The 21,236-nt window shown below is 69.7% G+C and carries 19 protein-coding genes and 1 riboswitch; of the genes, 7 read left to right on the top strand and 12 right to left on the bottom strand.

The genetic code is table 11. From position 1 onward, the window contains the following. Positions 1 to 8 precede the first annotated feature (8 nt). Positions 9 to 2,291, top strand: coding sequence for an ATP-dependent Clp protease ATP-binding subunit ClpA (clpA, locus tag GGR66_RS08520; protein ID WP_160967465.1), 2,283 nt, complete (start codon positions 9 to 11; stop codon positions 2,289 to 2,291). A 125-nt stretch (positions 2,292 to 2,416) separates the two neighbouring features. Here the strand turns inward: clpA and infA are convergent, their stop codons facing one another. The 4 genes from infA to trxB form a co-directional block, all read right to left on the bottom strand. Continuing rightward, entirely contained in the window at positions 2,417 to 2,635 is a 219-nt protein-coding gene (infA, locus tag GGR66_RS08515) for a translation initiation factor IF-1 (RefSeq protein WP_004425677.1), read from the bottom strand. Positions 2,636 to 2,727: 92 nt separating this feature from the next. Beyond that, complete coding sequence (aat, locus tag GGR66_RS08510; protein WP_184447956.1) at positions 2,728 to 3,465, bottom strand: leucyl/phenylalanyl-tRNA--protein transferase; 738 nt, start codon at positions 3,463 to 3,465, stop codon at positions 2,728 to 2,730. 22 nt (positions 3,466 to 3,487) lie between these two features. Next, positions 3,488 to 4,612, bottom strand: a complete 1,125-nt coding sequence (locus GGR66_RS08505) for a GNAT family N-acetyltransferase (protein ID WP_184447955.1) — start codon at positions 4,610 to 4,612, stop codon at positions 3,488 to 3,490. Positions 4,613 to 4,726: 114 nt separating this feature from the next. Beyond that, positions 4,727 to 5,695 carry a thioredoxin-disulfide reductase gene (trxB, locus tag GGR66_RS08500; protein WP_160967460.1) on the bottom strand — a complete coding sequence of 323 codons (969 nt, stop codon included), beginning with the start codon at positions 5,693 to 5,695 and terminating at the stop codon, positions 4,727 to 4,729. Between the two features lie 288 nt (positions 5,696 to 5,983). Here trxB and GGR66_RS08495 point away from each other — a divergent pair, with 288 nt between their 5' ends. The 3 genes from GGR66_RS08495 to lolA all read left to right on the top strand — a co-directional run bounded on the left by GGR66_RS08495 (position 5,984) and on the right by lolA (position 11,053). Next, the gene (locus GGR66_RS08495; protein ID WP_160967459.1) at positions 5,984 to 8,341 is read left to right on the top strand and encodes a DNA translocase FtsK; all 2,358 of its coding nucleotides are present in this window, start codon (positions 5,984 to 5,986) and stop codon (positions 8,339 to 8,341) included. Then, positions 8,338 to 10,341, top strand: coding sequence for a DUF3857 domain-containing transglutaminase family protein (locus GGR66_RS08490; RefSeq protein WP_184447954.1), 2,004 nt, complete (start codon positions 8,338 to 8,340; stop codon positions 10,339 to 10,341). Before GGR66_RS08495 ends, GGR66_RS08490 begins: the two co-directional genes overlap by 4 nt. Positions 10,342 to 10,426: 85 nt before the next feature. Next, a complete protein-coding gene (lolA, locus tag GGR66_RS08485) occupies positions 10,427 to 11,053 on the top strand; it encodes an outer membrane lipoprotein chaperone LolA (protein ID WP_160967457.1) in 627 nt (208 codons plus the stop codon). Positions 11,054 to 11,099: 46 nt separating this feature from the next. Here the strand turns inward: lolA and dmeF are convergent, their stop codons facing one another. Beyond that, positions 11,100 to 12,209 (bottom strand): CDF family Co(II)/Ni(II) efflux transporter DmeF, encoded by a 1,110-nt coding sequence (dmeF, locus tag GGR66_RS08480; protein ID WP_184447953.1) that lies wholly within the window; start codon positions 12,207 to 12,209, stop codon positions 11,100 to 11,102. Positions 12,210 to 12,349: 140 nt separating this feature from the next. Here dmeF and GGR66_RS08475 point away from each other — a divergent pair, with 140 nt between their 5' ends. Then, positions 12,350 to 13,723 (top strand): replication-associated recombination protein A, encoded by a 1,374-nt coding sequence (locus GGR66_RS08475; protein WP_184447952.1) that lies wholly within the window; start codon positions 12,350 to 12,352, stop codon positions 13,721 to 13,723. 1 nt (position 13,724) lies between these two features. Continuing rightward, positions 13,725 to 13,794, top strand: a riboswitch (Fluoride riboswitch). Between the two features lie 110 nt (positions 13,795 to 13,904). Beyond that, a complete protein-coding gene (gene crcB, locus GGR66_RS08470) occupies positions 13,905 to 14,324 on the top strand; it encodes a fluoride efflux transporter CrcB (protein WP_184447951.1) in 420 nt (139 codons plus the stop codon). A gap of 14 nt (positions 14,325 to 14,338) precedes the next feature. Here the strand turns inward: crcB and GGR66_RS08465 are convergent, their stop codons facing one another. The 3 genes from GGR66_RS08465 to GGR66_RS08455 are packed head-to-tail and all read right to left on the bottom strand — an operon-like array spanning position 14,339 to position 16,619. Then, the gene (locus GGR66_RS08465) at positions 14,339 to 14,671 is read right to left on the bottom strand and encodes a DUF3325 domain-containing protein (protein ID WP_184447950.1); all 333 of its coding nucleotides are present in this window, start codon (positions 14,669 to 14,671) and stop codon (positions 14,339 to 14,341) included. Continuing rightward, positions 14,668 to 16,284 carry a PepSY-associated TM helix domain-containing protein gene (locus GGR66_RS08460; protein WP_184447949.1) on the bottom strand — a complete coding sequence of 539 codons (1,617 nt, stop codon included), beginning with the start codon at positions 16,282 to 16,284 and terminating at the stop codon, positions 14,668 to 14,670. The genes GGR66_RS08465 and GGR66_RS08460 overlap by 4 nt, the downstream gene beginning before the upstream one ends. After that, complete coding sequence (locus GGR66_RS08455; protein ID WP_255421627.1) at positions 16,281 to 16,619, bottom strand: DUF3649 domain-containing protein; 339 nt, start codon at positions 16,617 to 16,619, stop codon at positions 16,281 to 16,283. The genes GGR66_RS08460 and GGR66_RS08455 overlap by 4 nt, the downstream gene beginning before the upstream one ends. Before the next feature lie 460 nt (positions 16,620 to 17,079). Here GGR66_RS08455 and GGR66_RS08450 point away from each other — a divergent pair, with 460 nt between their 5' ends. Then, the gene (locus GGR66_RS08450) at positions 17,080 to 17,535 is read left to right on the top strand and encodes a hypothetical protein (RefSeq protein ID WP_184447948.1); all 456 of its coding nucleotides are present in this window, start codon (positions 17,080 to 17,082) and stop codon (positions 17,533 to 17,535) included. A gap of 55 nt (positions 17,536 to 17,590) precedes the next feature. On the opposite strand, the gene GGR66_RS08445 is transcribed toward GGR66_RS08450, so the two are convergent. From GGR66_RS08445 to GGR66_RS08430, 4 genes are read right to left on the bottom strand one after another with little or no spacing between them, the layout of a single operon-like run. Then, positions 17,591 to 18,241: a tetratricopeptide repeat protein gene (locus GGR66_RS08445; RefSeq protein WP_184447947.1), complete on the bottom strand. Its 651-nt coding sequence runs from the start codon at positions 18,239 to 18,241 to the stop codon at positions 17,591 to 17,593. After that, positions 18,238 to 18,714: a cytochrome c-type biogenesis protein gene (locus tag GGR66_RS08440; RefSeq protein WP_184447946.1), complete on the bottom strand. Its 477-nt coding sequence runs from the start codon at positions 18,712 to 18,714 to the stop codon at positions 18,238 to 18,240. The genes GGR66_RS08445 and GGR66_RS08440 overlap by 4 nt, the downstream gene beginning before the upstream one ends. Next, positions 18,711 to 19,253, bottom strand: a complete 543-nt coding sequence (locus GGR66_RS08435; protein ID WP_184447945.1) for a DsbE family thiol:disulfide interchange protein — start codon at positions 19,251 to 19,253, stop codon at positions 18,711 to 18,713. Before GGR66_RS08435 ends, GGR66_RS08440 begins: the two co-directional genes overlap by 4 nt. Beyond that, positions 19,250 to 21,220, bottom strand: coding sequence for a heme lyase CcmF/NrfE family subunit (locus GGR66_RS08430; protein WP_184447944.1), 1,971 nt, complete (start codon positions 21,218 to 21,220; stop codon positions 19,250 to 19,252). The genes GGR66_RS08435 and GGR66_RS08430 overlap by 4 nt, the downstream gene beginning before the upstream one ends. Positions 21,221 to 21,236: the final 16 nt, after the last annotated feature.

Genomic DNA, 21,236 nt, shown 5'->3' with positions numbered 1-21,236 from the left:
AGTACACCATGTTCAGCAAAGATCTCGAGCAGACCATCGGCCAGTGCTACAAGCGCGCCCGGGAAGCCCGTCATGAGTTCATGACGGTGGAGCACCTGCTGTTGGCGCTGCTCGACAACCCCTCCGCCCAGGCCGTGCTCAAGGCCTGCGGCGCCGACGTCGAGCGCCTGCGCAGCGACCTGGAACAGGCCATCGAGGCCTCCGTGGCGCGCCTGGCCGAGGATGACGGCCGCGACACCCAGCCCACCCTGGGCTTCCAGCGGGTGCTGCAGCGGGCGGTCTACCACGTGCAGTCCTCGGGCAAGAAGGAGGTCAGCGGCGCCAACGTGCTGGTGGCGATCTTCGGCGAGAAGGACTCGCATGCGGTGTACTTCCTGAACCAGCAGGACATCACCCGCCTGGACATCGTCAACTACCTGTCCCACGGCATCGCCAAGATGGGCGAGGACGGCGAGCACGCCGCGCCGGCCGACGGCGAGCCCAAGGGCGAGGCGGGCGAGGGAGAGCCGAAGGGCGACGCCCTGGCCGAGTACGCCACCAATCTGAACGAGCAGGCTCGCAATGGCCGCATCGACCCGCTGGTGGGCCGCGCCGACGAGATCGAGCGCACCATCCAGGTGTTGTGCCGCCGCCGCAAGAACAATCCGCTGTACGTGGGCGAGGCCGGCGTCGGCAAGACCGCCATCGCCGAAGGCCTGGCCAAGCGCATCGTCGAAGGCAGCGTGCCCGCGGTGCTGGCCGATGCGGTGATCTTCTCGCTCGACCTGGGCGCGCTGGTCGCCGGCACCAAGTACCGGGGCGACTTCGAGAAGCGCCTGAAGGGGGTGCTGACCTCGCTGAAGAAGGTGCCCAACGCGGTGTTGTTCATCGACGAGATCCACACCATCATCGGTGCCGGCTCCGCCTCCGGCGGCACCATGGACGCGTCCAACCTGATCAAGCCGGCGCTGTCCTCGGGCGACCTGCGCTGCATCGGCTCGACCACGTTCCAGGAATACCGCGGCATCTTCGAGAAGGACCGCGCCCTGGCGCGGCGCTTCCAGAAGATCGACATCGTCGAGCCGACCGTGGGCGAAACCTTCGAGATCCTGCAGGGCCTCAAGCCCAAGTACGAGGCGCACCACGGCGTGACCTATGCCGACGACGCGCTGCAGGCGGCGGTGGACCTGTCGGTCAAGCACATCGGCGACCGACTGCTGCCGGACAAGGCGATCGACGTGATCGACGAGGCCGGCGCGCGCCAGCGGCTGCTGCCGGAAGGCCAGCGCAAGGAGTTGATCGACATCGAGGAGATCGAGACCATCGTCGCCAAGATGGCGCGGATCCCGGCCAAGCAGGTCAGCGCCACCGACAAGGACGTGCTGCAGCACCTGGAGCGCAACCTGAAGATGGTGATCTTCGGCCAGGATCCGGCGATCGAGACACTGTCCTCGTCGATCAAGCTGGCGCGCTCGGGCCTGGCCAATCCGGAAAAGCCGATCGGCAACTTCCTGTTCGCCGGCCCCACCGGCGTGGGCAAGACCGAGGTCACCAAGCAGTTGGCGCTGCAGTTGGGCATCGAGCTGGTGCGCTTCGACATGTCCGAGTACATGGAGCCGCATTCGATCAGCCGCCTGATCGGCGCGCCCCCGGGCTACGTCGGCTTCGACCAGGGCGGCCTGCTGACCGAGAAGATCGTCAAGACCCCGCACTGCGTGTTGCTGCTGGACGAGGTGGAGAAGGCGCACCCGGACATCTTCAACATCCTGCTGCAGGTCATGGACCGCGGCGTGCTCACCGACACCAACGGGCGCGAGGCCAACTTCAAGAACGTGATCCTGGTGATGACCACCAATGCCGGCGCCACCCAGGCCTCGCGGCGCTCGATCGGCTTCACCCAGCAGGACCACTCCACCGATGCGATGGAGATCATCCGTCGCAGCTTCACCCCGGAGTTCCGCAACCGCCTGGACGCGGTGGTGCAGTTCCAGCCGCTGGCCTTCAGCCACATCCTGCGCGTGGTCGACAAGTTCGTGATCGAGCTGGAGATGCTGCTGCAGGAGAAGCACGTGTCGCTGTCGGCGACCCCGACCGCACGCGACTGGCTGGCCCAGCACGGCTTCGACCCGCTGATGGGCGCGCGGCCGATGGCGCGGGTGATCCAGGACAAGGTCAAGCGCCCGCTGGCCGACGAGCTGCTGTTCGGCAAGCTGGTCAACGGCGGCCGCGTCACCATCGACGTGCGCGATGGCGAGCTGGTGGTGGAGACCCAGGCCGAGCCCGAGCGCCTGCTGCCGGCGACGGTGGACTGAGGCCGACAGGCACGACGAAAGGCGGCTGCAGAGGCTGCAGCCGCCTGGCGAAGTCACCGTCGTTCCACCGTTGCAGACGCGAAAGGCGGCCACTGGCCGCCTTCTTCATGTCCGCCCGCGGCGGATTACTTCATGCGGTAGGTGATGCGACCCTTGGTCAGGTCGTACGGGGTCATTTCGACCTTCACCCGGTCGCCGGTCAGGATGCGGATGTAGTTCTTGCGCATGCGGCCGGAGATGTGGGCGATGATTTCGTGTCCGTTTTCCAGCTTGACCCGGAACGTGGTATTGGGCAACGTCTCGCTGACGGTGCCTTCGAATTCGATGGAGTCGTCTTTCGACATGTAATCCTGTGCGATTCGGAGCGGCCAAAGGCCTGAAGAGCGAGGATTTTACTCGCCTGCGCCGCGCCATGCAAAGTTTGCGTTAATCCCGCTCAATCCTGGGCCAGTTCAAGCGCCGCCAGCGACCCGAATCGCGACGTCCAGGGCCCGGTCTGGGCCGGCGCCGCCGCCAGCGGCGCGATGGTCTCCAGGAAGCGCGCGCGCGGCCAGCGCTCGGCGCCCAGGCTCAGCAGGTGATCGTTCTCCACCTGCGCGTCGATCAGCGGCCAGCCCCAGCCGTGCAGGCGCCGCGCCAGCGCGGCCAGCGCGACCTTGGAGCCGCCGCTGCGCGCACTGAACATGCTCTCGCCGAAGAACATGCGTCCGCGTGCCACTCCGTAGATGCCGCCGACCAGTTCGCTGCCGTCGAACACTTCCACCGAATGCGCGTGGCCGGCCTGGTGCAGGGTCAGATAGGCGTCGCGCATCGGCGCGGTGATCCAGGTGCCGTCCTGGCCGCGGCGCGGGAGTTGCGCGCAGGCGTCGATGACCTGGGCGAAGGCGGTGTCGGCGCGCACCGTCCACGGGCAGTGGCGCAGGCTGCGGCGGAAGCGCGAGGACAGGCGCACGCCATCGCTGCGGAACACGGTGCGCGGGTCCGGGCTCCACCACAGGATCGGCTCGCCATCGGAGTACCAGGGGAAGATGCCCTGCGCATAGGCCGCGAGCAGGCGCGTCGGCGACAGGTCGCCGCCGACCGCGAGCAAGCCGTCCGGCTCGCGCAGGGCGCTGGACGGCGGCGGGAACGGGGCGGCGGGATCGGCCGCGAGCAGGGCAGGGAGACGACGCATCGCCGGCAGCGTAGCCGATGCCTCAGGCGTCGTGGCGGAACGGCGAGTGGCGCTGCAGCGCCGCCGCGTGCTGGCGCACCTCGGCGCGTTCCTGGGCGCACCACTCGGCCAGCGGTACACGGAAGCCCGGGTCGGCGATCCAGTGGCGGCTGCGCACCAGTCGCGGCAGGAAGCCGCGGGCGATCTTGTGCTGGCCCTGCGCGCCCGGTTCGAAGCGGGTCAGGCCCTCGCGCAGGCAGTATTCGATGCCCTGGTAGTAGCAGGTCTCGAAGTGCAGGCCGGGCAGGGCGTCGCCACCCCAGTAGCGGCCGTACAAGGTGTCGCCGCCGCGCAGGCAGAACGCGCCGGCTACCGGCGCGCCTTCATGCATGGCGAGGAAGATCAAAAGGTTGCGCGGCATCGTTCGCGCAAGATGTGAGAAGAATGCCAGGGTCAGCGCCGGCGAATTGCCGTAGTCGTCGAAGGTGCGCAGATAGAACCCATACATCGCCTGCAGGTCGGCAGCGCTGGCCTCGTCGCCGTGCAGCACCCGAAAGTCGATGCCGGCGCGCTGCACCTTGGCCCGCTCCTGGCGGATGTTCTTGCGGTGCTTGTGGTCCATCGCGCCCAGGTAATCGTCGAACCCGGTCCAGCCGGCGTCGTTGTGCCACTGGTACTGCACGTCGTTGCGCTCCAGCCAGTCGGCGCCGAACGCGGCGTCCTCCTCGGCGCGGTGGAAATTGACGTGGGCCGAGGACAGGTTGGTGCTCTCGGTCAGCGCCTGCATGGCCGCGAGCAGTTCCTGTTGCGCCGCCTGATCGCGCGCCAGCAGCCGCGGCCCGGTCACCGGCGAGTACGGCACCGCGCACAGCCACTTGGGGAAGTAGTCCTGGCCGTAGCGCGCGTAGGCGTGCGCCCAGGCATGGTCGAACACGAATTCGCCGTGCGAGTTGCTTTTGACGTACCCGGGCGCCGCGGCGACCAGCGCCTCGCCGTCCCAGACGGTGAGATGCAGCGGGCTCCAGCCCCAGTCCGGGCGCAGGCAGCCGTGCTGCTCCAGGCCGGCCAGGAACGCGTGGGCGACGAACGGATTGCAGCCGTCGTGCAGGGCGTCCCAGTCGGCAGCGGCGACCGCGTCGAGCTGGCGCAGCCAGCGGATCCGGCTCATCGCCGTGACGACTTGCGGTAGAGGGCGGCGCAGCGGCCGCCCGTGCCACCTGCCGCACGCGCGGGCGCACGGCCGCTTCCGGCCGGGCGCCGGCAGCTCAGGGCCTGCGTGGACTCAGGCACCCTTGTCCAGATACCGCTCGGCGTCCAGCGCGGCCATGCAGCCGAAGCCGGCCGAGGTGATCGCCTGGCGGTAGTGCTGGTCGGCGACGTCGCCAGCAGCGAACACGCCCGGCACCGAGGTCTCGGTGGCGGCGCCGCCGAGGCCGGAGCGGATCTCCAGGTAGCCGTTGTGCATGGCCAACTGGCCGTCGAACAGCTGGGTGTTCGGGTGATGGCCGATGGCGACGAAGAAGCCGTGCGCTTCCAGGTCGCGGGTGCTGCCGTCCTGCACCGACTTGACCCGCACGCCGGTGACGCCGGCCTCGTTGCCCAGCACTTCGTCCACCTGGTGGTGCCAGACGGTCTCGATCTTGCCGGCGGCGACCTTGGCGAACAGCTTGTCCTGCATGATCTTTTCCGCGCGCAGGGTGTCGCGGCGGTGCACCAGATAGACCTTGCGGGCGATGTTGGACAGGTACAGCGCCTCTTCCACGGCGGTGTTGCCGCCGCCGACCACGACCACGTCCTGGTCCTTGTAGAAGAAGCCGTCGCAGGTAGCGCAGGCCGACACGCCGCGGCCCTTGAACGCCTCTTCCGAGGGGATGCCCAGGTACTTGGCGGTGGCGCCGGTGGCGATGATCAACGCGTCGCAGGTGTAGTCGCCGCTGTCGCCGCTGAGCCGGAACGGGCGCTGCGCCAGGTTGGCGGTATGGATGTGGTCGAAGATCACCTCGGTCTCGAAGCGCTCGGCATGCGCCTGCATGCGCGCCATCAGGTCCGGGCCCATCAGGCCGTGGGGGTCGCCCGGCCAGTTGTCGACCTCGGTGGTGGTCATCAGCTGGCCGCCCTGCTGCAGGCCGGTGATCACCACCGGCTTGAGATTGGCGCGCGCGGCGTAGACCGCGGCGGTCCAGCCGGCCGGGCCGGAACCCAGGATCAGCAGGCGGGAATGCTTGGCGGAATTGGCGGCAGAGGGGCTCATGTATACTCGCGAACAGGGTGAAATGGCGGCCGAAGCGCGGCATTGCGCGGGTTCCGGCGAAGTCACATAGAGTGGCGGCCGGCCTGGAACGAATCAAGCCGCGTGGCGGAAACGCTGCGGCCCGCCGCGACAGACAGCGTGCGCCGCACGTCGTTGCCCGCCTCGATCGGGCATTGCCAGCGTCGGCCTGCGCAAAGACCGGACGATTCAGGTACCGACTGCTGAAATGCAAGGGCGAATCGTTTATTATCAATCACTAACGATGCATTTCTAAGGTCTGGTCATAGCGTGGCGAAGCAGGTTCCGGAACGCGGCAAATCCCAGGGCGCCAATGCGGCGGCACGCAAGCAGGGCGCCGCGCCCAACCCACGCCGGCAGAAGCTGTGGCGCGATCTGGCGCTGATCGCGATCGCGCCGTTGCTGCTGTACCTGCTGGCCAGCCTGGCCACGTACTCGGCGACCGATCCGGGCTGGTCGCATACCGGCAGCGTGGTCGCACCGGTGCACAACATGGGCGGCAAGTTCGGCGCCTGGATCGCCGACGTGCTGCTGCAACTGTTCGGCTACGTGGCCTTCCTGCTGCCGGTGGTGATCGGCGCGATCTCCTGGATCGCGCTGTTCGGCATGGACAGCGATGGCGATGGCGAGGCCGACCTGGGGCCGGCGCTGCGCCTGGTCGGCATCGTCGGTTTCCTGATCGCCGCCACCGGGCTGCTGCACCTGCGCCTGTTCGCCGGCGACGTGGCCGGGGCCGGCGGCATCCTCGGCAAGCTGGTTGGCAACTCGCTCGGCGCCGGGTTCGGCGCGCTGGGCGCCAACCTGTTTGTGCTGGTGCTGCTGCTGGTGTCGGTAACCCTGGCCACCGGGCTGTCCTGGTTCGCGGTGATGGAGCGCATCGGCAAGGCGGTGATGACGCTGCCGGCGCTGGCCCGCCGCGGCAGCCAGCAGGCCAACGAGTGGCAGCAGACCCGCGCCATGCGCGAGGAACGCGAGGAAGTGCGCAAGGTCGACGCAGTGCAGCGCGCCAAGCGCGAGCCGGTCAAGATCGAGCCGCCGCCGGCACCGGTGGTGGAGAAGAGCGAGCGCGCCAAGCGCGAGCAGCAGATCCCGCTGTTCCACGGCACCGGCAGCGACCCGTCCGGGGTGCCGCCGCTGGCCTTGCTGGACGACCCCAAGCCGCAGGCCAAGGGCTACTCCGAGGAGACCCTGGAAACCCTGTCGCGGCAGATCGAGTTCAAGCTCAAGGACTTCCGCATCGAGGCGCAGGTGGTCGGCGCCTATCCTGGCCCGGTGATCACCCGCTTCGAGATCGAGCCGGCGCCGGGCATCAAGGTCAGCCAGATCAGTTCGCTGGACAAGGACATCGCCCGCGGTCTGTCGGTGAAGTCGGTGCGCGTGGTCGACGTGATCCCGGGCAAGTCGGTGATCGGCCTGGAGATCCCCAACGTCAGCCGCGAGATGATCTATCTCAGCGAGCTGCTGCGCTCCAAGGAATACGACAAGTCGACCAGCCCGCTGACCCTGGCGCTGGGCAAGGACATCGCCGGCCGCCCGACCGTGGCCGACCTGGCGCGCATGCCGCACCTGCTGGTCGCCGGTACCACCGGCTCGGGCAAGTCGGTGGCGGTCAACGCGATGGTGCTGAGCCTGCTGTACAAGGCTTCGGCCAAGGACCTGCGGATGCTGATGATCGACCCGAAGATGCTCGAACTGAGCGTCTACCAGGGCATCCCGCACCTGCTGGCGCCGGTGGTCACCGACATGAAGGAGGCCGCCAACGGCCTGCGCTGGTGCGTGGCGGAGATGGAGCGCCGCTACAAGCTGATGAGCGCGGTGGGCGTGCGCAACCTGGCCGGCTTCAACAAGAAGGTCAAGGACGCGCAGGACGCCGGGCAGCCGTTGATGGACCCGCTGTTCAAGCCCAACCCGGACCTGGCCGAGGCGCCGCGACCGCTGGACACGCTGCCGTTCATCGTCATCTTCATCGACGAATTCGCCGACATGATGATGATCGTCGGCAAGAAGGTCGAAGAGCTGATCGCGCGGCTGGCACAGAAGGCCCGCGCCGCCGGCATCCATCTGATCCTGGCCACCCAGCGGCCCTCGGTGGATGTGATCACCGGCCTGATCAAGGCCAACATCCCGACCCGCATCGCCTTCCAGGTCAGCTCCAAGATCGACTCGCGCACCATCCTCGACCAGTCCGGTGCCGAGACCCTGCTGGGCCACGGCGACATGCTGTACCTGCCGCCGGGCACGGCGATGCCGGATCGCGTGCACGGCGCCTTCGTCAGCGACGAGGAAGTGCACCGGGTGGTCGAGCACCTCAAGGCCAGCGGCCCGGCCGACTACATCGAGGGCGTGCTCGACGAGGTGCAGACCATGGGCGACGGCACCGTGATCGGCGCCACCGGCCTGCCCGAAGCCGGCGGCGGTGGCGGCGACGAGTCCGACCCGCTGTACGACGAGGCCCTGCGCATCGTCACCGAGACCCGCCGCGCCTCCATCTCCGGCGTGCAGCGGCGGCTGAAGATCGGCTACAACCGCGCCGCGCGGCTGATCGAGGCGATGGAAGCCGCCGGCGTGGTCAGCCCGCCCGAACACAACGGCGACCGCAGCGTGCTGGCGCCGCCGCCGCCGAAGTGATGCGCACCGCGCCCTCCGCCGGCCATGGCCTGCGCCTGAGCGGACTGGCGCCTGTGCGCGCCGCGCGCTGGCTGTTCGGAGCGGTGCTGCTGGCGCTGGCCGGCGCCGCCGCCGCGCAACCGGCACCGGCCGCACATCCTGATACCGACCAGGCGGCGGGCGCGGCGGCCGCACCCGTGGTCAGCAACAACTACAGCTACGTGCGCTACCGCGCCGACTACGAGGTGCGCGAAGACGCCACCAGCGTCGAGACCGACGAGTACGAACTGCTGCTCAAGACCAAGGCCGGCGTCGACCAGTTCAGCCAGGTGCGGCTGGGCTACAGCGAGAAGCTGGAGACCCTGGAGGTGCTGGCTGCCTACACCCTGACCCCGGACGGGCTGCGCCACGACGTGCCGGCCGACAAGATCTACACCCAGGAGAGCTATTCCAGCGCGGCGGCGGCGATGTACGCCGACCGCAAGGTCAAGGTGGTGGTGTTCCCCAACCTGATGCCCGGCGCGCGCCTGGTGTACCGGGTGCGCCGCACCCAGAACGTGCCGTACTTCCCCGGCTATTTCAGCCTGTGGGAAACCTTCAGCGTGTTCTCCCAGTACGACGACGCCACGGTGACGCTGGTGGCGCCGCGGCGGCTGCAGATGCACCTGTACACGCGCGGCGTGCAGGGCAGCAACACGCCGCAGATCGACGGCGAGCAGGCGCGCTGGGAATGGCGCTACAGCCGCCGCGAGCCCATGAAGAGCCAGAACTGGACGGCGGCGACCTGGGAATTCAGCCCGACCATCATGGCCAGCAGTTTCCGCCGCTGGGCACAGATGGCCCAGGCCTACCAGCACAGCAGCGCCGCCGCCGCGCAGGTCACCCCGAAGGTGCGCGCACGCGCCGAGCAGATCACCGCCGGCATCAGCGACCGCCGCGCGCAGGCCGCGGCACTGTACGACTGGGTGGCGCGCAACATCCGCTACGTGGCGGTGTACCTGGGCAATGGCGGGCTGCAGCCGAACAGCGCCGACAGCATCCTCGACAACCACTACGGCGACTGCAAGGACCACACCGTGGTGCTGGAGGCGCTGCTGGCGGCCAAGGGCATCGCCAGCACGCCGGTGCTGATCGGCGCGCAGGGCGGGCCGACCCTGCCCGAGGTGCCGGTGCTGGGCCGCTTCAACCATGCCATCACCTATCTGCCCGAGTTCAAGCTGTACGTGGATTCGACCAGCCCGTACGCGCGCTTCGGCCAGTTGCCGGCCGGCGACCTGGGCGCGCCGGTGCTCCACACCGCCGACGGCACCGTGGCGCGCACGCCGCCGGACGATGCCAAGGTCAATCGCTACCTGGTCGAAACCGACTACCGCTTCGCCGCCGATGGCAGCCTGAGCGGCATCGCCCGCCTGGACAGCGGCGACGTCGGCGAGGTCGGCCTGCGCACGATGTTCGTGCAGCTCAACGCGCAGAACCGCACGCGTATCGAGGAGTCGATCGTCGCCGCCTCCGGCTTCGACGGCAGCGGCGAGCTGCTGCTGCAGGGCACGCCGCAGGATCTGACCCGGCCCTTCGGCTACGCCTACCGCTTCCGCGCCCACGACTACGTCGACTTCGGCGTGGTCGGCGGCATGAGCCTGCCGCTGATGCCCGGCGCCGACTCGGTGCGCGGGGTCTACAGCACGGCTTCGGCCGAGCGCAATCTGACCCCGTTCTACTGCAACGACAACGCGCGCAGCGAGACCTACCGGCTGACCTTCCCGGACAGCGTGCCGATCATCGCGATCCCGGCCGATACCCATTTCCGCAACGCCGCCGGCGAGTACGCCGCCACCTGGGTGCGCGCCGGGCAGACCGTGACCGCCACGCATACGCTGCACCGGCGTGCGATCCATGGCCCGGCGGCGCTGTGCCAGCCGCAGGATTACGCTGCGTTCCGCGAGTTGTACCAGCAGGTGCGGCGCGGCTTCCGCGGGCAGATCCTGTACGGCGACCTGAGCCGGATGCAGACCGGGCCGTAGCGTGGCGCGGCCGGCCGCGCCCTCTGATCGCCTATTCAGGCGCGTCGCGTCACACTTCCCACACTCCATCCGGAAATCCATCCGCATGCTTCGCACACTCCGCTACACCGTCCTCGCCACCGCGCTGCTGGCCGGCTCCGCCTTCGCCGGCGCCCGCGAGGACCTCACCGCCTTCACCCGCGGGCTGAAGGGCCTGGACGGCCAGTTCGCGCAGAAGGTCTACGACGGCAAGGGCACGCTGAAGGAAAGCTCCAGCGGCCGCGTTGCGCTGTCGGCGCCGCGCCTGTTCCGCTGGGAGTACCGCAAGCCCTACACCCAGTTGATCGTCGCCGATGGCAGCAAGGTCTGGGTGTACGACCCGGACCTGAAGCAGGCCACGGTGCGCGCGCAGGGCAGCGAGGAACAGAACAGCCCGCTGACCGCGCTGATCGATCCGGGCCGGCTCGACCGCCAGTACGACGTCAGCGAGGAAGCGGTGGCCCGCGACGGACTGCAGTGGCTGACCATGACGCCGAAGGTGGACACCGAGGCCAGCTTCCAGATGGCCAAGCTCGGCTTCGACCGCAACGGCCTGGCGCGCATGGAAGTGGTCGACCCGGTCGGCCAGCGCACCGACATCAGCTTCAGCGACTGGAAGCGCAATCCGGCCTTCGCCAGCGGCACCTTCCGCTACGTCCCGGACAAGGACGTGGACGTGGTCGGCGACCGCTGAGCCGGCGGCCGCCGCGCGCCGGGTCGGTGCACGGCGGGCTTTTCGCTCAGTTGGGGCAGGTCTGCACTTCGATGCTGACGTGGCCCAGCGTGGCCACGCCCTGCAGGCGCGCGTGGTAGAACGCCGCCGGCCGCGGCCGGTGCGTCACCAGCGACACGATCGCCGCGTGCTGGCCGGGGCCGACCCGCCACACGTGCAGGTCGGCGATGCGCTCGTCGTCCTGCTGCAGGCGGTCGCGGATCTGCGCCTGCAGCGCCGCCGGCGCCGAGGCGTCGAGCAGCACCGCGCCGGTGTCGCGCAGCAGCGCCAGCGACCAACGTGCGATGACGATGGCGCCGACGATGCCCATCAGCGCATCGGTCCAGGTCCAGCCCAGGTACTTGGCCAGCAGCAGGGCGACGATCGCCATCACCGAGGTCAGCGCGTCGGCCAGCACATGCATGTAGGCCGAGCGTAGATTGTGGTCGGCGTGGGCGTGCCGATCACGACTGTGCGCAGGCGCGGCGTGGGCGTGCGCATGCCCGTGGTGATCGTGAGGGTGGGGATGGTCGTGACCATGGGCATGATCGTGGTCATGCCCATCGTGGTACGCGTGCGCATGGTCGTCATGCCGATGCGCGGCGTTGGCGTGTGCGTGGCCATGGTCGTGGTCATGATGATGGCCGTGGCCATGCCCCTGCCCGTGATCGTGGTGGTGGTCGGCACCCAACATCCAGGCACTGAGCAGGTTCACCAGCAGGCCCAGCGCCGCGATCCACAGCGCTTCGTCATAGGCGATGTGCACCGGCTGCGCCAGGCGCAGTGCCGACTCCACGCCGATGCCCAGGGCGATCAGCGCCAGGATCAGCGCGCTCGAGAAGCCGGCCAGGTCGCCGACCTTGCCTGTGCCGAAGGTGAAGCGCGGGTTGTGCCGGTGCCGCCGCGCGAACCAGTAGGCGAAGCCGGCCAGCGACAGCGCGCCGGCGTGGGTGGCCATGTGCAGGCCGTCGGCCAGCAGCGCCATCGAGCCGGTCCACCAGCCGGCGACGATCTCCACGATCATCATCGCGGCGGTCAGCGCCACCACCGCCCAGGTGCGGCGCGCGTTGCGCTCGTGGCGCGTGCCGAGGAAGTCGTGCTGATGGGTAAATGCGTCCAGGATGTCGTGGTGGCTCATGGCGGGGGGCGGCCGGGCAGGGGAGGCGCCGCGATTCTAGCGCTGGCGTCGGTGCCGCGCGGGCTTGCAGCGAGCGGGCCGCGGGCAGGCACGCATGCAGGCCGCACGGCGTGCACGGGCCGCGGCGATAGAATGGGCGCATGGCCAAACGCAGACCCTTCGCTTCCGATACGCCCGACCTGCTGAGCGTCGACCGCGAGGCCATGCGCCCGCTGGCCGAGCGCATGCGCCCGCGCACGCTCGACGAGATGGTCGGGCAGAAGCGCCTGCTGGCACCCACCAGTGCGCTGCGCCGCGCGGTCGCGTCCGGCCGCGTGCACTCGATGATCCTGTGGGGGCCGCCCGGCTGCGGCAAGACCACCCTGGCACTGCTGTTGGCGCAGTACGCCGAAGCCGAGTTCAAGGCGATCTCGGCGGTGCTGTCCGGCCTGCCGGAGGTGCGGCTGGTGCTGGCCGAGGCCGCGCAGCGCTTCGCCGACGGCCGCCGCACCGTGCTGTTCGTCGACGAGGTGCACCGCTTCAACAAGGCGCAGCAGGATGCGTTCCTGCCGCACATCGAGCGCGGCACCATCCTGTTCGTCGGCGCCACCACCGAGAATCCCTCGTTCGAGCTGAATTCGGCGCTGCTGTCGCGCTGCCGCGTGCACGTGCTGGAGCCGGTGTCGCCGCAGGACATCGCCGAGGCGCTGCAGCGGGCGCTGCACGATCCCGAGCGCGGGCTCGGCGCCGAGCAGTTGCAGGTCTCCGATGCGGCGCTGCTGGAGATCGCCGGCGCCGCCGATGGCGACGTGCGGCGCGCGCTGACCCTGCTGGAGATCGCCGCCGAACTGGCCCAGGACGAGGCCGGCGAGATCACCGCGCAGACCCTGCAGCAGGTGCTGGCCGACCGCACGCGCCGCTTCGACAAGGGCGGCGAGCAGTTCTACGACCAGATCTCGGCGCTGCACAAGTCGGTGCGCAGTTCCAATCCGGACGCGGCGCTGTACTGGCTCACGCGCATGCTCGACGGCGGCTGCGACCCGTCCTACCTGGCGCGGCGGCTGACCCGCATGGCGATCGAGGACATCGGCCTGGCCGACCCGCGCGCGCAGTCGATGGCGCTGGAAGCCTGGGACATCTACGAGCGCCTGGGCAGTCCCGAAGGCGAACTGGCGTTCGCGCAATTGGTGCTGTACCTGGCCAGCACCGCCAAGTCCAACGCCGGCTATGCCGCGTTCAACCAGGCCAAGGCCGAAGTGCGCGAGACCGGCACCCAGGAGGTGCCGCTGCACCTGCGCAATGCGCCGACCAAGCTGATGAAGACCCTGGGCTACGGCGCCGACTACCAGTACGACCACGACGCCGAAGGCGGCATCGCCCTGGACCAGACCGGCTTCCCCGATGCGATGGGCGAGCGCGTGTACTACCGCCCGGTGGAGCGCGGCCTGGAGATTAAGCTCAAGGACAAGCTCGACCGCCTGCGCGCCGCGCGCGAGCAGGCGCGGGCTGACAAGGCCGGTCGATCGGCTTCATAATCGGCGCACAGGAGATGGCATTCCTCCTCGAACCGCCCGCAGCACTGCGCGCTGATGATGCCTGCCCAACCCCCGCCGGGGTGGCAGGCTCGCGCCCCGGCATCGTCCTTGTGGAGAATCCGATGCCCGTTCCTTCTCGTTTTTCTGCTGCCACTCCGGCGTTCGTCTCGCGGAGGCGCGCATGAACCTGACCCTGTGGTGGCAACAACTGCTGCTGGCGATGGCCGGTGGCGCGGTCGGCTCCGGGCTGCGCTTCGCGGTGGGCAGCGCGCTGCTGCAGCGCTACGGCGCCGGCTTTCCCTGGGGCACGCTGGCGGTGAACCTGGCCGGCGCCTTCGTCGGCGGCTTCCTGCTGGTGTGGATCGAAGGCCGCGGCGCCAGCGCGCCGTACTGGCGGGCGCTGCTGATCGTGGGCCTGGTCGGCGGGCTGACCACGTTCTCCTCGCTGATGATGGAAAGCATGGTGTTCGTGCGCAACGGCCGCCTCGGCACGGTGCCGCTGTACCTGGCGATCACCCTGGCGGCGGGGCTGGTGCTGGTGTTCGCCGGCGCGCGCACCGCCGCGGAACTGCGGCCGCCGACGGCGACTGCCGGCCGCTGAGCGGACGTGGGTCTCTAGCCCAGCAGGGCGGCGCCCACGCCCAGCGGCGGCGCCAGCAACGCCAGCGGCACGATCAGCCGCGGCCGGTACGGCAGCAGGCCCAGGGTCAGCAGCGCCGCGCTGGCGCTGAGCGAGCCCACCCACAGCACCGGGCCGATGCCCCAGCCGCGCGCTGCAACGCAGCTGGCGAATGCCGCGCTCAGCAGCAACCAGCCGGCGGCCTGCAGTCGCCGCAGGCGCGGCGGCGTGGCGCGGCGAGCGCCGTACAGCTCGAGCTGGTGCTTTTCCATGCCCAGGCACAGCGCGACGAAGCCGGAGAAGGCCAGGCACAGGCCGAGCACGGTCATGCGCCCTCCGTGGCCAGCACCGGCTTGCCGGGTCCGCCGCGTTCGCGGGCGCGGCGTTCTGCCGCCGACAGCGGCGGTTGCCAGCGCTGCATGCGCCGCGCGGCCAGCGCCAGGGCGATACCGAGGAACAGGCAGACCAGGTCGAACCCGGCCAGCGCCCAGTCGCCGGCCAGCAGGCTCACGCCCAGGTGCGCGTCGGTGGTGATGGCATTGAGCAACGGCAGCAAGCCGAACAACGCCGCGCCCGCATACAGTTGCCAGGCCCACATCGGGCGTTTCGGCCACACCTGGGCCGCGACCAGGGCCGCGGTCCAGGCCAGGAAGAACACTGTCGCTTCGCTTTCCGGCCGGGATTCCAGGTGCAGCGGTAGCAGTCGATTGCCCCAGAAATAGGCGGCGAAGGCGATGGGCAGCCCGGCCACGGTGCCGATGTTGAGCGCGTCGACCAGGCGCAGGCCCAGGCCGATGCGGCCGGCCTTGGCGTGCTTGGGCCGCTCCTTGACCGCCCACAGGATCGCGCCGCTGGCCACCATCAGGCAGCCGAGCAGGCCGCAGCCGAAGAACAGCCAGCGCAGCCAGGGCCCGGCGAAGTGCGCCAGGTGCAGGCCGTACAGGGTGCTGCGGGTCTCCGCCGCGGCGCCGAGTTCGCCGCTGCGGCCGAGGATCTGCCCGCTGGCCGCGTCCAGCAGCAGCGAGGGCGTGGTGTAGCCCAGCCGCTGGCCGTCTCCCTGGCGGATCTGGATGGCCGCGGCGGCGTCGCCGGCGTTGTACACGGTGAAGCCGGCGATCGGCGCCTGCGCACCCCATTCGCGGCGCGCCACGTCCAGCAGCTGCGCGATCGGCAGCATGTGCCCGGGCGTGCCGCTGGCCTCGCGCAGGTTCTGCGGCTCCTGGAAGGCCTCGGCGTAGAACGCCTGCTCGGCATCGGGATAGGCGGTCTTGATGCCCCAGGGCAGGTACATCAGCATCAGCGTGACCAGCCCGGTGTAGGTGATCATCGCGTGGTAGGGCAGGGCGAGCACCGCGCTGGCATTGTGGAAGTCCAGCCACGAGCGCTGGCCCTTGGCCGGGCGGAAGGTGAAGAAGTCCTTGAAGATCTTCTTGTGGGTGATCACGCCGCTGATGATCGCCACCAGCATGAACATCGCGCAGAAGCCGACGATGTAGCGCGCCCACAGCGCCGGCAGGTAGTGCAGGTCGAAGTGCAGGCGGTAGAAGAAGTCGCCGCCGCGGGTGTCGCGGGTCTGGCTGGCCTCGCCGCTGACCGGGTCGAGCAGGGCGCTGCCGAACATCTCCTTGCGGCTCTGGCGGGCACCGTCGGCCGGCGGTGGATTGCGCCAGAACAGATCGGTGAACGGCGCGCGCGGGTTGGCCAGCGACACGAACCATTGCGGCGACTGCGGCGCCTCGCGCTGCAGCAGCGCCACCGCCCGGGCGGCGACCACGTCGGTGCTCGGCTGCGCGCTCGGCAGTTCCGGACGCATCCAGCGGCTGATCTCGTTGCGGAAATAGCTGGCGGTGCCGGCCATGAAGATCAGCAGCAGCACCCAGGACACCAGCAGGCCGCTCCAGGTGTGCAGCCAGGCCATCGATTGGCGGAATCCCTGTTTCATGGCGCCTGCTGCTGCAGCCAGGCGATGGCCAGCGCCATCGGCGCCAGCAGCGCGGCGATGCCCAGCCAGGCACGTCCGGGACTGCGCGCGGCGAACGCCCACAGCGCGGTGCAGGCGCAGACCAGGATGCCCAGCATCATGCCGCTCAACACCGCTTGCGCACGCACCGACGGCCACAGCAGCGGCAACAGCACCGCCGTGGCCGCGGCCAGCGCATAGCCGCCGACGATCGCGGCCAGGGTGCGCGCCAGCACGCCCAGCCAGGGCGGCAGCCCACGCGAGGCGGCGGTGGGCGGGGTGGAGAGGCGCGGCGACGCTGGCGGAACAGGGTGCATGGAGGCCCGTCGGGAGAGGCACCGGCTTGGCGACAGGGCTAGGCGGAGCGGATGGCAGCGAGGGCTGCGGGTCAGTTAATGATACGCATTCCTATTTCCGACGCAAATCCCTGGCCTGGCTCGCGCTGTTGTGTCCGCAGGGTGTGAGTGATAAGCGGCGTCCTACAGAAGCGACTTGAGGCCGCCGAGCGGTGGCATAGGGAATGGTGAAACAGGCTTTTCCCCACGCAGCGCTGCATTCGCTTTCTTCTCGACCAGCTGATTTCCAGGCGGCCGGCGGCGTGCCAGTCATGATCCCGTGGCCTATTCTGATCGCGCGCACGCACGTTCATTGCTCGGCCATCTGCAGGGCCGCTTCTGATGGGTTGTTTGGTAGACACGTCGCGCCAACTCTTGCGGCTGATCAGAGAAAGCGAATAGCGTCCTTGAGAAGCATCCGTCCGCCAGGGAAGATCAGGTCATGAACGTCGCCAAGAACCTGTGGAGAGTAGTGTTTGCGGTCCATCTTCTCGCCGCGCAACTCTTTGCTGGCGCCGCCACCGCGTCGCCCGTCATTGTTACGACCACGACGACCTACCCCGACCAATCTCCCGAAAAGCAGGCCGTCGTGGCCTGGCTTCAACAGCATGCCCAGTACGTCAACGGGCATCTGATTGGGGAAGTCGACAAGCTCCGCGACGTCACTGTTACGTACACCCGGACCACTGACGGTCGCGTGCGTCCGCAGGCGCCAGGAGATGCGCCGCCAACGCCGCTACCGCCCGGGCAGCCCGGAGACACATATTCCGTATCGAACTGCACTGGCGGCGTCTCCCAGTCGTGGAGCTACAAATTCGTTTCCAACTCCAACGGAGGCGGATGGGTGCTGGTTGATTACAAGTACACGAAAAAAGCCTGCGGCTCCGAAGGCACTTGATTCCGAAGGTACTTAATTAAGCGCAGATTCGGCAGCCGCGTTCGGCGTAGTGGCATCAGCGCAGCGTGGTGGTCGCCGCGGCTGGTGCGGCGAGCATCGCTTCGGCCGCAGCGATCTTCTGCGTCACCGCGTCGCGCAACGGCGAGCCGGCGGGCAGCAGGGTCAACAGGTGGCGCCAGTCGCTGGCGGCGGCGGCATAGCGCTGCTGCTGGAAGGCGGCGATGCCGCGCATCCATAGGGCGCGCTGGTTGTCCGGTTGCTGCGCCAGCACCCGGTCGAGCATGGCGCGTGCGGCGCTGCCGACGGTGAGATCGGCGCGTTGCGCCATGTCGGTCTCGGCCCAGCCGAGCAGGGCCTCGACATTGTCCGGGGCGATCCGCAGGGCCTGCGCATAGGCCTGCTGCGCCTCGTGCGGGTGCCGCGCCTGTTGCGCGTCCCAGGCCTGTTGCAGCCAGCCTTGCAGCAGCTGCGCGGTCTGCTCCGGCGCGGCCGGCGGCAGCGGGTGCAGCGGGACACCGGCCAGGGCCGCCGGTGTGCCGATGCGCCAGTACAGGCTTGCACCGAGCAGGGGCAGGCTCAGCGCCAGCAGCAACGCGACGCCGCGTTGCGCAGATGCGCCGGAATGCTGGACGAGTAGTGGACGCAGCACCGCGAACAGGGCGATGCCCAGCATCGCCGCGGCGGCAAACAGGAAGCCGGGCGTCACCAGGCGTCCTCCGCATCCGCGTCCGCCGTCGCGGCGCCGATGGCGCGGCGGCGTTGCCGCAGCGTCGCCAGCACCATCGCGGCGCCGCCCAGCAGCAACAGCGCCGGCCCGAACCACAGCAGCCAGGTGCCCGGCGCCAGCGGCGGGTCGTACAGGACGAAGGCCGAGTAGCGATCGACCATGTACTGCTTGATCTGCGCATCGCTGCGCCCGGCCTGCAGTTGCGCGAACACCTGGTGGCGCAGGTCGCGCGCCAGGGTGGCGTCGGAATCGGCCAGGTTCTCGTTCTGGCAGACCAGGCAGCGCAACTGCGCGGTCAGTTGCTGGAAGCGCTGTTCCTGCGCGCGGTCCTTGAACGGCAACGGGTCCACTGCCTGGGCAAACGTCGGCAGTGCACCGCCCAGCAGCCACAGCAGCACCAGCAATCGCCACCATGGCGTGCGTCGGCACGTCCGTGCGACGCGCGCGCTCATCGCCGCGCCTCGTCGAGCGACGCGATCGCCGGGCGCAGCTCATCGGCCAGCACCTGCGCCGTCAGCACGCCGACGTGCTTGTAGCGGACCACGCCGTCGGCATCGATCAGGAAGGTTTCCGGTGCGCCGTATACGCCCAGATCGATCGCACGCTGGCCATCGGCGTCCACCAGTACCAGCGCATACGGATTGCCGCGCCGCGCCAGCCAGGCGGCGGTATCGTGCGGATCGTCGCGGTAGGCGTAACCGACCAGGGTCACCCCCAGTTGCCGGGCCTTCGCCATCAGCAGCGGGTGCTCCTCGCTGCAGGCCATGCACCAGCTGCCGAACACGTTGAGCAGATACGGGCGACCGCGCAGTTCCTGGCTGCCGCTGCGCAGCTCCGGCCGGTCCAGGCGCGGCAACGCGAACGCCGGCACCGGCTTACCGATCAGCGGCGAGGGCACCTCGCGCGGATCGTGGCTGCGGCTCCACCACAGGCCGAACCCGAACAACGCGGCCAGCAGCAGGAAGCCAGCCAGCGGCAGCAGCCGGCTCATGGCGCGGCTCCGGCGAGCGCGGCCGGCGTGGCGGCGCTGTCCGCGACCGGTTGCGCGCGCAGGCGGCGCGCGCCGGCGCTGACGAAGCCGCCGAGCATCATCAGCAGACCGCCGGCCCAGATCCAGCGGATGAAGGGCTTGTCGTACAGGCGCAGGGTCCAGCCGTATTCGATGTGCTGGTCGTCGACCGGTTCGCCCAGCGCGACGTACAGATCGCGCAGCACGCCGGCATCGATCGCCGCCTCGGTCTGGATCCGTTCGCTGCTGTACAGACGCTTCTGCGGATGCAGTACCGCCACCACGGCGCCGTCGCGCAGCACGCTCACCGTGCCTTGCTCGGCCTTCCAGTTGGGGCCGTCGACCAGGCGCACGCCGTCGAAGCGGAACGCATGCGCGCCGACCTGGGCGCTCTGGCCGGGATCCAGGCGCACGTCGCGTTCCACCGACAGGCTTTCCGACAGCAGCACGCCGGCCACGAACACCGCGACCCCGGTATGCGCCAGCAGCATGCCGGCCAGTTCGGCGGGGAAGCGGCGGCCGCGCGGGGCGCTGCGCCAGCGGGTGAGCGCATACAACGCGGTGCCGACGCCGACCCAGGTCGCGGCCGCGACGCCGGCCACCGCGCGCAGCGTACCCGCGCTCAGCAACCACGCCAGCAGTGCGCAGCCCAGTGCCGCCAGACCGGCGCGCGCGGCCACCGCGCGCAGCGCGCCGGGGTCGGTGCGGCCCCAGCGCAGGTAGGGACCGAACGGCAACAGCAGCACCACCGGCAGCATCAGCAGCGGAAACAGCAGGCCGAAGTAGGGCGGCCCGACCGAGATCTTGCCCAGCCGCAGCACATCGCCGAGCAGCGGGAACAGCGTGCCCAGCAGCACCATCGCCGCGGCCACGCTGAGCATCAGGTTGCCGACCAGGATCGCGGTCTCCCGCGACAGCGCGGCGAACGGCTTGCCCGCGGCCAGGCGCGGCGCGCGCAGCGCGTACAGCAGCAGCGAGCCGCCGACCACCAGCACCAGGAAGCCGAGGATGTACAGGCCACGGCGCGGGTCGGCGGCGAAGGCGTGCACCGAGGTCAGCACGCCGGAGCGCACCAGGAAGGTGCCCAGCAGCGACAGCGAGAACGCCAGGATCGACAGCAGCAGGGTCCAGGCGCCGAGCGCGCCGCGTTTCTCGGTGACCGCCTGGGTGTGGATCAGCGCGGCGCCGACCAGCCACGGCATGAAGCTGGCGTTCTCCACCGGATCCCAGAACCACCAGCCGCCCCAGCCCAGCTCGGCGTAGGCCCACCAGCTGCCGGCGACGATGCCGGCGCTGAGGAAGCCCCAGGCGACATTGGTCCACGGCCGCGCCCAGCGCACCCAGGCCTGCTGCTGTTCGCCGCCGAGCAGGGCGGCGATGGCGAAGGCGAAGGCCACCGAAAAACCGACGTAGCCGGTGTACAGCACCGGCGGGTGGAACACCATGCCCGGGTCCTGCAGTACCGGGTTGAGTTCGCTGCCGTCGCGCGGCATCGGCGACAGCCGCGCGAACGGATTGGAGGTAAACAGGACGAAGGCCAGGAAGCCGCTGGAGATCAGCCCGAGCACCCCGAGCACGCGCGCGGCGAAGGCTTCCGGCAAGTGCCGGCTGCTGCGCGCCAGCGCCACCGTCCACAGGTTGAGGATGGCGATCCACAGCAGCAGCGAGCCCTCGTGTGCGCCCCACACTGCGGCCAGCCGGTAGTACCAGGGCTGCGCCAGGTTGGCGTTGGCGGCAACGTAGCGCACCGAGAAATCCAGCTGCAGCAACACGTAGCCGAGCAGGCCGAAGGCCAGCCAGGCGAAACCGGCCTGGGCGTACGCGGCCGGCCGCGCCACCGCCATCCAGGTGCGCTGGCCGCGCCAGGCCCCGAGCAGCGGCAGCACGGCCTGCACCAGCGCCAGCAGCAAGGCCAGGATCAGGGCGCATTGGCCGAGCTCGGCGCTCATGGTGCGGCTGCTCCGG

This window comes from Xanthomonas sp. 3498 (assembly GCF_014199795.1).
GTDB classification, from domain to species: domain Bacteria; phylum Pseudomonadota; class Gammaproteobacteria; order Xanthomonadales; family Xanthomonadaceae; genus Xanthomonas_A; species Xanthomonas_A rydalmerensis.
This window is presented reverse-complemented; position numbering and strand designations above follow the sequence as displayed.

Coding starts and splice junctions, on each gene's coding strand:
- clpA (WP_160967465.1), top strand. CDS start 9: ATGTTCAGCAAAGATCTCGAGCAGACCATCGGCCAGTGCTACAAGCGC.
- infA (WP_004425677.1), bottom strand. CDS start 2,635: ATGTCGAAAGACGACTCCATCGAATTCGAAGGCACCGTCAGCGAGACG.
- aat (WP_184447956.1), bottom strand. CDS start 3,465: ATGCGTCGTCTCCCTGCCCTGCTCGCGGCCGATCCCGCCGCCCCGTTC.
- GGR66_RS08505 (WP_184447955.1), bottom strand. CDS start 4,612: ATGAGCCGGATCCGCTGGCTGCGCCAGCTCGACGCGGTCGCCGCTGCC.
- trxB (WP_160967460.1), bottom strand. CDS start 5,695: ATGAGCCCCTCTGCCGCCAATTCCGCCAAGCATTCCCGCCTGCTGATC.
- lolA (WP_160967457.1), top strand. CDS start 10,427: ATGCTTCGCACACTCCGCTACACCGTCCTCGCCACCGCGCTGCTGGCC.
- dmeF (WP_184447953.1), bottom strand. CDS start 12,209: ATGAGCCACCACGACATCCTGGACGCATTTACCCATCAGCACGACTTC.
- GGR66_RS08475 (WP_184447952.1), top strand. CDS start 12,350: ATGGCCAAACGCAGACCCTTCGCTTCCGATACGCCCGACCTGCTGAGC.
- crcB (WP_184447951.1), top strand. CDS start 13,905: ATGAACCTGACCCTGTGGTGGCAACAACTGCTGCTGGCGATGGCCGGT.
- GGR66_RS08465 (WP_184447950.1), bottom strand. CDS start 14,671: ATGACCGTGCTCGGCCTGTGCCTGGCCTTCTCCGGCTTCGTCGCGCTG.
- GGR66_RS08460 (WP_184447949.1), bottom strand. CDS start 16,284: ATGAAACAGGGATTCCGCCAATCGATGGCCTGGCTGCACACCTGGAGC.
- GGR66_RS08455 (WP_255421627.1), bottom strand. CDS start 16,619: ATGCACCCTGTTCCGCCAGCGTCGCCGCGCCTCTCCACCCCGCCCACC.
- GGR66_RS08450 (WP_184447948.1), top strand. CDS start 17,080: ATGAACGTCGCCAAGAACCTGTGGAGAGTAGTGTTTGCGGTCCATCTT.
- GGR66_RS08440 (WP_184447946.1), bottom strand. CDS start 18,714: ATGAGCGCGCGCGTCGCACGGACGTGCCGACGCACGCCATGGTGGCGA.
- GGR66_RS08435 (WP_184447945.1), bottom strand. CDS start 19,253: ATGAGCCGGCTGCTGCCGCTGGCTGGCTTCCTGCTGCTGGCCGCGTTG.
- GGR66_RS08430 (WP_184447944.1), bottom strand. CDS start 21,220: ATGAGCGCCGAGCTCGGCCAATGCGCCCTGATCCTGGCCTTGCTGCTG.